The organism is Streptomyces sp. NPDC060232, assembly GCF_042726555.1.
Classification (GTDB): Bacteria; Actinomycetota; Actinomycetes; order Streptomycetales; family Streptomycetaceae; genus Streptomyces.
Genome location: NZ_JBHXAG010000003.1, coordinates 7214 through 19543, shown reverse-complemented (window position 1 = coordinate 19543; position 12330 = coordinate 7214). Strand labels below are relative to the sequence as shown.

Annotated in this window: 12 protein-coding genes; 5 read left to right on the top strand and 7 right to left on the bottom strand. The window is 71.9% G+C overall.

The window, feature by feature from the left end; all coding sequences use genetic code 11:
* Window positions 1-27 precede the first annotated feature (27 nt).
* Window positions 28-1026, bottom strand: coding sequence for a porphobilinogen synthase (hemB, locus tag ACFWFZ_RS06220; protein WP_387117405.1), 999 nt, complete (start codon window positions 1024-1026; stop codon window positions 28-30).
* Window positions 1027-1068: 42 nt separating this feature from the next.
* On the bottom strand, window positions 1069-1617 hold the full coding sequence (locus tag ACFWFZ_RS06215) for an ATP-binding protein (RefSeq protein ID WP_387117402.1): 549 nt from the start codon (window positions 1615-1617) through the stop codon (window positions 1069-1071).
* Between ACFWFZ_RS06215 and ACFWFZ_RS06210 the strand changes: the two genes are divergently transcribed.
* Together ACFWFZ_RS06210 and ACFWFZ_RS06205 are read left to right on the top strand one after the other, a co-directional pair.
* Window positions 1616-2440, top strand: a complete 825-nt coding sequence (locus ACFWFZ_RS06210) for a Scr1 family TA system antitoxin-like transcriptional regulator (RefSeq protein WP_387117399.1) — start codon at window positions 1616-1618, stop codon at window positions 2438-2440. The genes ACFWFZ_RS06215 and ACFWFZ_RS06210 overlap by 2 nt on opposite strands.
* On the top strand, window positions 2437-2679 hold the full coding sequence (locus tag ACFWFZ_RS06205) for a DUF397 domain-containing protein (RefSeq protein ID WP_387117396.1): 243 nt from the start codon (window positions 2437-2439) through the stop codon (window positions 2677-2679). The genes ACFWFZ_RS06210 and ACFWFZ_RS06205 overlap by 4 nt, the downstream gene beginning before the upstream one ends.
* A gap of 135 nt (window positions 2680-2814) precedes the next feature.
* On the opposite strand, the gene ACFWFZ_RS06200 is transcribed toward ACFWFZ_RS06205, so the two are convergent.
* The 5 genes from ACFWFZ_RS06200 to ACFWFZ_RS06180 all read right to left on the bottom strand — a co-directional run bounded on the left by ACFWFZ_RS06200 (window position 2815) and on the right by ACFWFZ_RS06180 (window position 8501).
* Window positions 2815-4482, bottom strand: coding sequence for a uroporphyrinogen-III synthase (locus tag ACFWFZ_RS06200; RefSeq protein ID WP_387117393.1), 1668 nt, complete (start codon window positions 4480-4482; stop codon window positions 2815-2817).
* Window positions 4479-5447, bottom strand: coding sequence for a hydroxymethylbilane synthase (gene hemC / locus ACFWFZ_RS06195; RefSeq protein ID WP_387117391.1), 969 nt, complete (start codon window positions 5445-5447; stop codon window positions 4479-4481). The genes ACFWFZ_RS06200 and hemC overlap by 4 nt, the downstream gene beginning before the upstream one ends.
* Window positions 5444-7144 carry a glutamyl-tRNA reductase gene (locus ACFWFZ_RS06190; protein ID WP_387117388.1) on the bottom strand — a complete coding sequence of 567 codons (1701 nt, stop codon included), beginning with the start codon at window positions 7142-7144 and terminating at the stop codon, window positions 5444-5446. The genes hemC and ACFWFZ_RS06190 overlap by 4 nt, the downstream gene beginning before the upstream one ends.
* Window positions 7141-7950 carry a redox-sensing transcriptional repressor Rex gene (locus tag ACFWFZ_RS06185; protein ID WP_387117385.1) on the bottom strand — a complete coding sequence of 270 codons (810 nt, stop codon included), beginning with the start codon at window positions 7948-7950 and terminating at the stop codon, window positions 7141-7143. The genes ACFWFZ_RS06190 and ACFWFZ_RS06185 overlap by 4 nt, the downstream gene beginning before the upstream one ends.
* Before the next feature lie 272 nt (window positions 7951-8222).
* Window positions 8223-8501 (bottom strand): glutaredoxin family protein, encoded by a 279-nt coding sequence (locus tag ACFWFZ_RS06180; protein WP_387117383.1) that lies wholly within the window; start codon window positions 8499-8501, stop codon window positions 8223-8225.
* A 140-nt stretch (window positions 8502-8641) separates the two neighbouring features.
* Between ACFWFZ_RS06180 and ACFWFZ_RS06175 the strand changes: the two genes are divergently transcribed.
* The 3 genes from ACFWFZ_RS06175 to ACFWFZ_RS06165 all read left to right on the top strand — a co-directional run bounded on the left by ACFWFZ_RS06175 (window position 8642) and on the right by ACFWFZ_RS06165 (window position 12270).
* Window positions 8642-9625: an HAD family hydrolase gene (locus tag ACFWFZ_RS06175; protein WP_387117380.1), complete on the top strand. Its 984-nt coding sequence runs from the start codon at window positions 8642-8644 to the stop codon at window positions 9623-9625.
* 382 nt (window positions 9626-10007) lie between these two features.
* Window positions 10008-10826 (top strand): ECF subfamily RNA polymerase sigma factor, BldN family, encoded by an 819-nt coding sequence (locus tag ACFWFZ_RS06170; protein ID WP_387117377.1) that lies wholly within the window; start codon window positions 10008-10010, stop codon window positions 10824-10826.
* Window positions 10827-11061: 235 nt separating this feature from the next.
* Complete coding sequence (locus ACFWFZ_RS06165; protein ID WP_387117374.1) at window positions 11062-12270, top strand: DUF5667 domain-containing protein; 1209 nt, start codon at window positions 11062-11064, stop codon at window positions 12268-12270.
* Window positions 12271-12330: the final 60 nt, after the last annotated feature.

The following is a 12330-nucleotide window of genomic DNA, read 5'->3' as shown; positions in this document are numbered from 1 at the left end:
CCGGATCAGGCCCGGATCAGGCCCCGATCAGGCGTTGCGCAGCCAGCCCGCGACCTCGGTCGCCCAGTAGGTGAGGATCGTGTCCGCGCCCGCGCGCTTGATGCCGAGCAGGGTCTCCAGGATGGCGCGGTCGCGCTCGATCCAGCCCTTCTCCGCCGCCGCCTCGATCATCGCGAACTCGCCGCTGATCTGGTACGCCGCCACCGGTACGTCCACGGCCTGCGCGACCCGGTAGAGGACATCGAGGTAGGGGCCGGCCGGCTTGACCATCACCATGTCGGCGCCCTCCTCCAGGTCGAGGGCGAGCTCCCGCAGGGACTCGCGGGCGTTCGCCGGGTCCTGCTGGTACGTCTTGCGGTCGCCCTGGAGGGAGGAAGCGACGGCCTCGCGGAAGGGGCCGTAGAAGGCGGAGGTGTACTTCGCCGTGTAGGCGAGGATCGACACGTCCTCGTGGCCGGTCTCGTCGAGGGCGTCGCGGACGACGCCGACCTGGCCGTCCATCATTCCGCTGGGACCCACGACGTGGACGCCTGCGTCGGCCTGGACCTGCGCCATCTCGGCGTAGCGCTCCAGCGTCGCGTCGTTGTCGACGCGCCCGTGCTCATCGAGGACGCCGCAGTGGCCGTGGTCGGTGTATTCGTCCAGGCAAAGGTCCGACATGATCACCAGGTCGTCGCCGACCTCGGCCTTCACGTCGCGGATCGCGACCTGGAGGATGCCGTCCGGCTCGGTGCCCGCCGTACCGCGCGCGTCCTTGTTCTCGTCGGCCGGGACGCCGAAGAGCATGATGCCCGCGACGCCCGCCTCGACCGCTTCCACGGCCGCCTTGCGCAGCGTGTCCCGCGTGTGCTGGACCACGCCCGGCATGGCCGAGATGGCGAGGGGCTCGCTGATGCCCTCGCGCACGAAGGCCGGGAGGATCAGGTCCGAGGGGTGCAGCCGGTTCTCCGCGACCATCCGCCGCATCGCCGGGGTGGTGCGCAGCCGGCGGGGCCGCGAACCGGGGAAGGATCCGTACGCGCTCATCTTCAGTCGCCTCTTCGAGCTTCGACAGCAGTCGCACCAAGCCTAGAGCCCGTGCGCGGGCCCGCCCGCCGCGCCCGGTCCGAGGCCGAACTCGCACCACACCACCTTGCCCGGCACCCGTGGCAGGGTCCCCCACCGGTCCGCGACCGCCGCCACCAGCAGCAACCCGCGCCCGCCCTCGGCGCCCGGGTCCCCGCGCCCGATGCGCGGCCGGCCTCCGCCGCTGTCGTGCACCTCGACCCGCACGACCCCCTCGAACCTCAGCATCCGCAGCCGGTAGCCGCGGCCGGGCGGGACGCCGTGCAGCAGGGCGTTGGTCGCCAGCTCGCTCACGCAGAGCAACACGTCGTCGCGGCGGCATGTGACACCCCACGCGTGAAGTGTCTCCGCCGCGAATTCCCTGGCAGGGCGGACGGTCTGGCGGCTGCGGGGATAGAACCGCTCGCGCAGCAGGGCCGGTTGGATTTCCACGTTCACCCGCCGATGGTCGCCCTCCGTGACTAGCGTGGTGGAGTACGGGAACCCGTACCCGATGTTCAGTACGGGTTGGTACGGGTAGTTCGCCTTCCAGGGCGGGGAGTTCTGGTTCATGCCACCACGCAAGAGGACACGGCCCAACGGCACGGCGATGAAGATGGTCGGCGAGCAGGTAGCCACCGCTCGTATCGCCAAAGGGCTGACGCAGCGGGAACTCGGCAAGCAGGTCGGGCTCCAGGAGGAGAGCATCGCCTCTATCGAACAGGGCAGAAGGCCGCTGATGCCCGATGTCGCGGAGGCCATGGACCGGGAGCTCGGGCTTCCCGGCATCCTGACCGTCGCTGCTCACAAAATGCCACAGATCGATGTGATCCCGCCCTGGGCAGAGCCACTGATCTGCCTGGAGCAGAGCGCCCAAGCTCTGTCCTCGTACCAAAACCAAGTCGTGCCGGGACTCCTCCAGACTCCCGCTTATGCCGAGTCCGTCTTCCGGAGCCGCATCCCCCTGTACACCGTCGACGACATCGCCGCGCAGACCTCCGCGCGCATCGACCGGCAGTCCGTCCTCCACCGCGCGCAGCCCATGCTGGCCAGCTTCGTGATCTGGGAACCGGTCCTGCGGTGCCCGGTCGGGGGCCGCGAAGTCCTGAAGGAGCAGCTCCGACACATGGCCGCCTGCTCGGAGCTGCCCGGAATCACGATCCAAGTACTGGCCCACGACCGCACGACCCACCCCGCACTCGACGGCCCCTTCGTCCTGCTGGAGACGTCGGACCACCAGCACATCGCGTACGTCGAGAGTCAACGCGGCAGCCTGGTCGTATCCCACCTCGATGAGGTCAGCATCTTGTCCCAGAGGTATGCGATGCTGCGGACTCAGGCCCTCAACCCTGATGAAACGAGGGACCTGTTGGACCGGCTGCTAGGAGACCCATGAGCGCCCAACTCGCGTGGTTCAAGTCCAGCTACAGCGGCAGCGACGGCGGAGACTGCCTAGAAGCCGCCATCGCCTGGCGGAAGTCCTCCTACAGCAGCGACGAAGGCGGCGCCTGCGTCGAAGTCGCCGCCTGCCCCGCCGCGCAGGTGCACGTCCGGGACTCCAAGGTCACCGACGGGCCGACCCTGACCCTCGCACCGGCCGCCTGGACGGGTCTCACCCGCTGGGTTCGTTCCTGAGCTTCCAGCGCCCTCGGTTTCCGGTCCGGGTCGCGCACCCCGGATGCCGGGAACGCGAGGGGCCCGGGCGCGGAATCGCTCCGCACCCGGGCCCCTCGCCCGTACCGTCCGCCGTTCTCCGGCCGGCTAAGCCGCTCACGTGGTACGACGGCGCCGCGCGCCCGGGCGGCGTTCGCTCGGGCGGAAGACCGTCTCGCCGGCCTCCTTGGCCGCCTCGCGGCGCGCCGCGCCGTACTCGGCGAGAGCCTCCGCCAGCTTCGACACCGACGGCTCCGGGGACAGGACGTCGACCCGCAGGCCGTGCTCCTCGGCGGTCTTGGCCGTCGCCGGGCCGATACAGGCGATGACGGTCACGTTGTGCGGCTTGCCCGCGATGCCGACCAGGTTGCGGACGGTCGAGGACGACGTGAAGAGAACGGCGTCGAAACCGCCGCCCTTGATCGCCTCGCGCGTGTCCGCCGGCGGCGGCGACGCGCGCACGGTCCGGTAGGCGGTGACGTCGTCGACCTCCCACCCGAGCTCGATGAGCCCGGCGACCAGCGTCTCCGTGGCGATGTCGGCCCGCGGCAGGAAGACGCGGTCGATCGGGTCGAAGACCGGGTCGTAGGGCGGCCAGTCGTCCAGCAGTCCGGCCGCGGACTGCTCGCCGCTCGGGACCAGGTCGGGCTTGACGCCGAACTCCACCAGCGCGGCGGCGGTCTGCTCGCCGACCGCGGCGACCTTGATGCCCGCGAAGGCGCGCGCGTCGAGCCCGTACTCCTCGAACTTCTCGCGGACGGCCTTGACGGCGTTGACCGAGGTGAAGGCGATCCACTCGTAGCGGCCTGTCACCAGGCCCTTGACCGCGCGCTCCATCTGCTGCGGGGTGCGCGGCGGCTCCACGGCGATGGTCGGCACCTCGTGCGGCACCGCGCCGTAGGAACGCAGCTGGTCGGAGAGCGAGGCGGCCTGTTCCTTCGTCCGCGGTACGAGGACGCGCCAGCCGAACAGCGGCTTCGACTCGAACCACGACAGGTCCTCGCGGCGCGCGGCGGCGCCGTGCTCACCGACCACGCATATGACGGACCGGCCGCCCTCGGGCGAGGGCAGTACCTTGCCCTGCTTGAACACCTGGGCGATCGTGCCCAGGGTCGCGCACCAGGTCCGCTGCCGCGTCGTCGTGCCGGCGACCGTCACGGTGAGCGGGGTGTCGGGCTTGCGCCCGGCGCTCACCAGCTCGGCCGCGGCGGCCGAGACGGTCTCCAGGGTCGCGGAGACGACGAGGGTGCCGTCGCTGGTGCCGACCTCGCTCCAGCAGCGCGCCGACGCGGTCTTCGCGTCGACGAACCGCACGTCCGCGCCCTGCTTGTCGCGCAGCGGGACACCGGCGTAGGCGGGCACGCCGACGGCGGTCGCGACGCCGGGCACCACCTCGAAGGGGATCCCCTCCGTCGCGCACGCGAGCATCTCGTCGGCGGCGTTGCCGTCGAGTCCGGGGTCACCCGTGACGGCACGCACGACCCGCCTGCCGGAGCGTGCGGCCTCCATGACAAGATTGGCCGCGTCCCGGATCACCGGGACCCCGGCGGCTGCTGACACTTCGTCAGCTACCGTCAGCTGCGGCGTGTCGACACCCGCGCGCGCATGCGTCCGTACGACCTCGAGCACCTCGGGCTCCGCGATCAGTACGTCCGCGGCGGCGAGCGCCTCGACGGCGCGCAGCGTCAGCAGACCCGGGTCGCCCGGGCCGGCACCGAGGAAGGTGACGCGCCCGTGGGCGGCGACGGCCGGAAAAGCGGAGGTGGTCGGAATTGAGGGGTTCAAAGCGATCGCTCCCCCATCAGACCGGCCGCACCCTTGGCCAGCATCTCGTCCGCGAGTTCGCGGCCGAGCGCCATGGCCTCGTCGTACGACTGGGGCACGGGACCGGTGGTGGACAGCTGCACCAGCGTCGAGCCGTCGAGGGTTCCGACGACGCCGCGCAGGCGCATTTCATTGACATTCCGTCCGTCGGCCAGCAGGTCGGCGAACGCGCCCACGGGTGCGCTGCAGCCGGCCTCCAGGGCGGCGAGCAGAGAACGCTCCGCGGTCACGGCGGCCCGGGTGTGCGGGTCGTCGAGCCGGCCGAGCGCGGCGATGAGGTCCGTGGAGGACGCGGGGCACTCCACGGCCAGGGCTCCCTGGCCGGGGGCGGGGAGGATGCTGTCGACCGACAGCAGGTCGGTGGCCTCGTCGCCGCGGCCGATCCGGTTCAGGCCGGCGGCCGCGAGGACGACGGCGTCGAGTGCGCCGTCGCGGACGAAGCCGATGCGGGTGTCGACGTTGCCGCGGATCGGGACGGTCTCGATCCGCTTGCCGAGCGAGCGCGCCAGGTGGTTGAGCTGGGCGGTGCGCCGCGGCGAGCCGGTACCGATGCGGGAGCCGTCGGGCAGCTGCTCGAAGGTCAGGCCGTCGCGGGCGACGAGCGCGTCGCGGACGTCCTCGCGCCGGGGCATGGCCGCGATGACGAGGTCGTCGGGCTGTGCGGTCGGCAGGTCCTTCAGCGAGTGCACGGCGAAGTCGACCTCGCCGCGCAACAGCGCGTCGCGCAGCGCGGTGACGAAGACGCCGGTGCCGCCGATCTGGGCGAGGTGCTCGCGCGAGACGTCGCCGTAGGTCGTGATCTCCACGAGCTCGACGGGTCGGCCGGTGATCGCCCGGACCGCGTCGGCGACGTGCCCCGACTGGGACATGGCCAGCTTGCTCCGCCGCGTACCGAGCCGCAGCGGCTGGTCGGGACGTGTGTTCATGATGCCCGTCCTGGGTCGTCGTCGTTCTTCGGATCGGCCGCGTCCGCCCGGCTGACGGAGGCAACCGTCTGAGGGTCGAGGTCGAAGAGTTCGCGCAGTGCGTCGGCGTACCCGGCGCCGCCGGGCTCGCTCGCGAGCTGCTTGACACGCACGGTCGGCGCGTGGAGGAGCTTGTCCACGACGCGGCGCACGGTCTGGGTGACTTCGGCGCGCTGTCGCTCGTCGAGGTCGGGGAGCCGCCCGTCGAGGCGGGCCACTTCCATGGCCACGACCTCGGCCGCCATCGCGCGCAGGGCGACGACGGTGGGCGTGATGTGCGCGGCCCGCTGCGCCGCGCCGAAGGCGGCGACCTCCTGGGCGACGATGCCGCGTACGGCGTCGACGTCGGCCGCCATGGGGGCGTCGGCGGAGGCTTCCGCGAGGGACTCGATGTCCACGAGCCGCACGCCCGGGATCCGGTGCACGGCCGCGTCGATGTCCCTGGGCATGGCCAGGTCGAGCAGCGCGAGCCGGACGGCGGTCGCGTCGGTGTGCGTACGGGCGCTCCTGCGGGGCTGCCGCTGTGCGGCGGCCTCGCCCTGGTCGGCCCAGGTGCCGTGCAGTTCGAGGGCGTTGGCGTCGACGCCGGTCAGCGCGGAGCGTCCGTCGGGGCCCACGGGGCACCCGTCGGCCTCCGGGGTGGCGCTGATGGTCCGCGCGGCCCCGGCGTCGGCCATCCGGCCGCCGGCCTCGGCCGCGGCGACCAGCCGGGCGAGCACGTCGGTGTCCAGCCCCGCCACGTCCGGCCCCGCCTGCGTCCGAGGCGCGGGGACCGGGGCGGAGCCCCCTTCCTCCCGTTCCACGGGCGCGAGTCCGGCGGCGCCCCAGGACACGGCGGCGAGCACGTCGTCGGCGGTCAGCACGAGCCCGGTGGCACCGGTGCAGGACACCACCACGTCGACGCGTGTCAGCTCATCGGCCACCTCGGCCATGGGGATGGCCGAAGCCCGCACACCCGTGCCTGAGGCAACCAGAATCTCTGCGAGCCGCTCCGCCCGCTGGGTGGTCCGGTTCGCCACGACGACCTCGCGGACGCCGACCCGTGTGAGGGTCGCCGCGGCCAGCGAGGACATCGACCCGGCGCCGATCACCAGGGCCCGCTTGCCGTGGGCCCACTCGGCGACCGGCGTGCGCACCGCGAGCTGCTCCAGCCCGAAGGTCACCAGCGATTGGCCGGCGCGGTCGATCCCGGTCTCGGAGTGCGCCCGCTTGCCGACCCGCAGCGCCTGCTGGAACAGGTCGTTGATCAGCCGGCCGGCGGTGTGCAGCTCCTGGCCCAGCGCGAGGGCGTCCTTGATCTGGCCGAGGATCTGCCCCTCGCCCACGACCATCGAGTCCAGTCCGCACGCCACCGAGAACAGGTGGTGCACCGCCCGGTCCTCGTAGTGCACGTACAGGTAGGGGGTGAGCTCCTCCAGCGCGACACCGCTGTGCTGGGCGAGCAGCGTGGAGAGCTCGGCGACGCCGGCGTGGAACTTGTCGACGTCCGCGTACAGCTCGATGCGGTTGCACGTGGCGAGCACCGTCGCCTCCGTCGCCGGCTCGGCGGCGAGGGTGTCGTGCAGCAGCTTGGTCTTGGCGTCGGCCGACAGCGAGGCGCGCTCCAGCACGCTCACGGGTGCGCTGCGGTGGCTCAGCCCGACGACGAGCAGGCTCATGCCGGCATCACCGCCGGGACGTCGCCGTCGGGGCCGCCCTTGCGCGCTTCGGCGGCGGTGCGCCCGGCCGGCGGCACGACGGCCGCGGCGGGGGCTGCGCCGCCCACGGTGGAGCCGGGCTCGGTGGCGGCCGCGGCGGCCTCCTCGCCGGCCTTGCGCTGCTCGTGGAAGGCGAGGATCTGGAGCTCGATGGAGAGGTCGACCTTGCGCACGTCCACGCCGTCGGGCACGGACAGCACGGTGGGGGCGAAGTTCAGGATGGAGGTGACCCCGGCCGCGATCAGCCGCTCGCTGACCTGCTGGGCGGCGCCGGCGGGCGTCGCGATGACGCCGATGGAGACGCCGTTCTCCTCGATGATCTTCTCCAGATCATCGGTGTGCTGGACGGCCATGCCGGCGACGGGCTTGCCGGCCATCGCCGGGTCGGCGTCGATCAGCGCGGCCACACGGAATCCGCGCGCGGAGAAACCGCCGTAGTTGGCCAGGGCGGCGCCGAGGTTGCCGATGCCGACGATCACTACCGGCCAGTCCTGGGTCAGGCCGAGCTCACGGGAGATCTGGTAGACGAGGTACTCGACGTCGTAGCCGACGCCGCGGGTTCCGTAGGAACCCAGGTACGAGAAGTCCTTGCGCAGCTTGGCGGAGTTGACTCCGGCCGCCGCCGCGAGCTCCTCGGAGGACACCGTGGGGACCGATCGCTCGGAGAGCGCGGTCAGGGCACGCAAGTACAGCGGAAGCCGGGCGACAGTGGCCTCGGGAATACCTCGGCTGCGGGTCGCCGGTCGGTGAGTTCGGCCAGTTGCCACGATGCTCCTGCGGGATGAGCGGGGCTGCAGGCGGCCTCTTGTCCCAGGACCGCCCCGTCGACAGCAGGCTATGCCTTTGTGAACGCGTGCACAAAGATTGTGTCCGCTTTGTCCGTCCAAAGTGACCGGGGTCACGCGACATCGGCACGCAATCCCGGAACCGACGGCGCGCCGAACCCGTTCAAATACCAAAGGGGGCAAAACGGTGCACACCTCTCGCAGATACGCCCCCAGACCCCACAAATCACCCATGAAGGTAACCGGGAGGAGGCTCAGCCCGCCAACGCCCGCCGGAGCCGGTCGGGGTTCACCCTCCAGAAGGTGTGCTGTTCGCCGTCAACCAGGACCACCGGAATCTGCTCCCAGTGGAGCCGGTAGAGCTCCTCGTCCTGCGAGATGTCCTTCTTCTCCCACTGTGTACCGGTCTCGGCGCACACTTTCGCGACGACCTCCTCGGCCTCGTCGCACAGGTGGCACCCCGGCTTCCCGATGAGCGTCACCATCCGCTCGCCGGGGCTCTTCTTCTCTTTACGGCGCAACAAAGGGCTCATGCCCCCATTCTCCCGCGCCCGCCCGCCCCGCCGGCCGCCCCCGAGGGCCCGCCCGCCGCGCCCGGCGGCGCCGCGAAGAGTTAACGCCTCCGTTTCCCGCCGGTTCGGGAAGTCCCGAACACAGTGGCTATGCTCGCGTCATGGCCGCTCTCGGATGGCTCCCCCCTCGCAGGCGCTCCGCCACCGCACGCAGCGTGCTGGCAGGCGAGGCCTCGGCCGAAGCCGCCCGCAAGACCGCGCTGACCGAAGCCGCCGAGCCCACCGAGGCCCCGACCGGTGAAGCCGACGTCGAACTCCTCCCGGCGAGGGAACCCGACGAGGGTCCCGCCGAGCCCGTCTTCCCGGTCGCCGGCGACGACCTCGCCGCCGCCTTCTTCGACCTCGACAACACCGTCATGCAGGGCGCCGCGATCTTCCACTTCGGCCGCGGCCTCTACAAGCGCGAGTTCTTCCGGCGCCGCGAACTCGCCCGCTTCGCCTGGCAGCAGGCCTGGTTCCGGCTCGCCGGGGTCGAGGACCCCGAGCACATGCAGGACGCCCGCGACAGCGCCCTGTCCATCGTCAAGGGCCACAAGGTCTCCGAGCTGATGGCGATCGGCGAGGAGATCTACGACGAGTACATGGCCGAGCGGATCTGGCCGGGCACCCGCGCCCTGGCCCAGGCCCACCTCGACGCCGGCCAGAAGGTGTGGCTGGTCACCGCCGCCCCCGTGGAGACCGCCACGATCATCGCCCGCCGGCTGGGCCTGACGGGCGCCCTGGGCACCGTCGCCGAGTCCGTCGACGGCGTCTACACCGGCCGCCTGGTCGGCGAGCCGCTGCACGGCCCCGCCAAGGCCGAGGCGGTCCGCGCCCTGGCCGCCGCCGAGGGCCTCGAACTCGAACGCTGCGCCGCGTACAGCGATTCGCACAACGACATCCCGATGCTGTCCTTGGTCGGACATCCGTACGCGATCAATCCCGACACAAAACTGCGCAAGCATGCCCGGATCAACGACTGGCGGCTGCGCGACTATCGGACCGGCCGCAAGGCCGTGAAGGTCGGCGTCCCGGCGGCGGCCGGAGTCGGCGCGATCGCGGGCGGCGCGGCCGCTGCCATCGCCCTGCACCGGCGCCGCAAGTAGCCGCTCCCGGCCCAGGCCCAGGCCACACAGCTCCCCGCACCGCCCCCACGGCCGCCGACGCCGCTCCCGCCCCGGCCACGGGCATTCGCTCACCCCTACCCGCGCCCCGGGCGCGGCACTCCGCCCTGCCCGACTCGGTCGCGGGCCCCCTTGGAAGCGTCCATTCCGCGTATCCAAGTGATCAAGAATCGATCACCAACCGCGACCGAATATGCCCTCGACACGCAACAGAAGTGTCGGAACCGGTGATTTGAGCAACTGGGTGTAGTGCCGCCTGTACGAAGCGTTATTCTCCTCAGACGCATGCCACCGGCCATCTATCGCCACGACGGATGAACGGTCCCGCACTGCACGTGATGGAAGCTCTGCCTCTGGGAGTCCCGTGTACCCACCTGTCGGGGTTGACGCCTCGGGCCTGGCTCAGCTGCGCGCGACGGTCCTCGACCACCTGCGCGGCTTCGTCCCCACCGCGTACACCGCCCCCGCCTTCGCCGCCGCGGTTCCTGCCGGCCTCGGCCCGGTCGGTCCCTGCTACGCCCTGACCGACGGCGGGGCGACGGTGGGCAGACGAGGCCGCTCGGCCGCCGGCGGCTCGAACGGCGCAGCCGGCACGAGCACCCAGGCCGCCCCCCGCCGCCCCCTGGCGGACAGCGACCAGGCCCGCATGATGGACCTGGTCGAACGCGCCCAGGCCGGAGAGGCCGAGGCCTTCGGCCGCCTCTACGACCAGTACAGCGACACGGTCTACCGCTACATCTACTACCGCGTCGGCGGCAAGGCGACCGCGGAGGACCTCACCAGCGAGACCTTCCTGCGCGCCCTGCGCCGCATCTCCACCTTCACCTGGCAGGGCCGCGACTTCGGCGCCTGGCTCGTGACGATCGCCCGCAACCTGGTGGCGGACCACTTCAAGTCCAGCCGCTTCAGGCTGGAGGTGACCACCGGGGAGATGCTCGACGCCAACGAGGTGGAGCGCAGCCCCGAGGACTCCGTCCTGGAGTCCCTCTCCAACGCGGCCCTGCTGGAAGCCGTACGGAAGCTGAATCCGCAGCAGCAGGAGTGCGTGACCCTGCGCTTCCTGCAGGGCCTCTCGGTCGCCGAGACGGCCCGGGCGATGGGGAAGAACGAGGGCGCCATCAAGACGCTCCAGTACCGGGCGGTCCGCACCCTGGCCCGCCTCCTCCCCGAAGACGCCCGCTGACGGCCCGCCCAGACAACACAACCGACCTCACATCCGGTGACCCCTCGATGACGCTGTGGTCCGATCATCCTTCGTCCGTAACCCAACTGCCGCGACGCTCGTTGTGCGGAATGCAGGCTCCCTGTGGACACGCCCTGCCTGAAGCCGCTCACTCGAAAGTGTGGATGTGCTCAAGCAAGGCAACCTTCCGGACACCTTGGGGAGTCGATCGTCATGACGAGAGGAGGTGCCGCCAGTGATCGCGAACGTGACCCCGCACCGGCGGGCGAACGCCTTCGCCCAGGCCCTGGAGGATCGGAACCCATCCGACCTTTCGGAACCGGACTCGGCGGCCGAGCAGTCCGAGGCACCTGCCGAACCTGCTGACCACGACCGGTTGTTGGCCCTGGCGAGCGTGCTCGGCGAACGGATGCCGCGCCCCATGCTGGACCCCGAGGTCAAAGTGGTGCAGCGAGCGCAGCTCGTTGCGGCCATGGAGGCCATGGTGCTGGAGGAGAGGGCCGGGGGCGGTGCCGCCTCGGACCCTCTGGTGCCCGAGCAGCGGACCGGCCGCGGCGCCCACCGGGCGACCCCGCTCCGGAAATTGCGGCCCCGCTCCCGCTGGTCCAAGGGCATCGCAGCGGGCGGCCTCACCGTGGGTGTGGCCGCGGGGGCCTTCAGCGGAGTGGCCGCTGCCAGTTCCGACGCCCTGCCCGGTGACCACCTCTACCCCGTGAAGCGGGGCATGGAGGACCTCAAGCTGGGCATGGCCGACGACGACGCCGAGCGCGGAGAGGTCTACCTCGACCGGGCCTCCAACCGCCTGTCGGAGGCCCGCAGGCTGATGGAGCGGGGCCGGACGGGCACCCTGGACCACGAGTCCCTGGGCGCGATCCGGCGGGCGCTCTCGGGCGTCAAGCACGACGCGGAGGAGGGCCACCGCCTCCTCCAGGCCGCGTACGACCGGGACGGCTCCCTCGGCCCGATCCAGACCCTGTCGTCGTTCTCCCGCTCCCACCGCGACACGTGGGGCAAGCTGCGCGAGAAGCTGCCCGTGCAGCTCACCGACGTCGGCGGCGAAGTGGACTCGGTCTTCCAGGCCATAGACGATGACGTGGCGCCGCTCCAGAGCCTGCTCCCCAAGGCGCCGGAGCAGACCCGCGGCGGCGCCGGATCCTCGGGCTCCCCCGCCGATCCGGAGACACCCGGCGGTGCCAAGCAGTCCAGCCCCGCGGTGGGCACGCCGTCCGGCGGCAGCCCCGCTCCGTCCCCCTCGGGCAGCACCCGGCCACCGGCCGACGGCGGCCTGCTCGGCGGTACGGGCGACCTGCTCAACCCGCCCGCGGGACAGTCGGCGCAGCCCTCGGCGGGCACGCAGGAGAGCCTCAAGTCGGAGATCACCCTCCCGCCCCTGCTTCCGGGCCTCCTCCCGGGCCTGGGCCTCGGCGCGGAGGACGCGGAGTAGCGGCGCCCGCGCAGGACGGTGGTGGGCCGGGGCGCACAGCCCCGGCCCCCCCACCTCCGA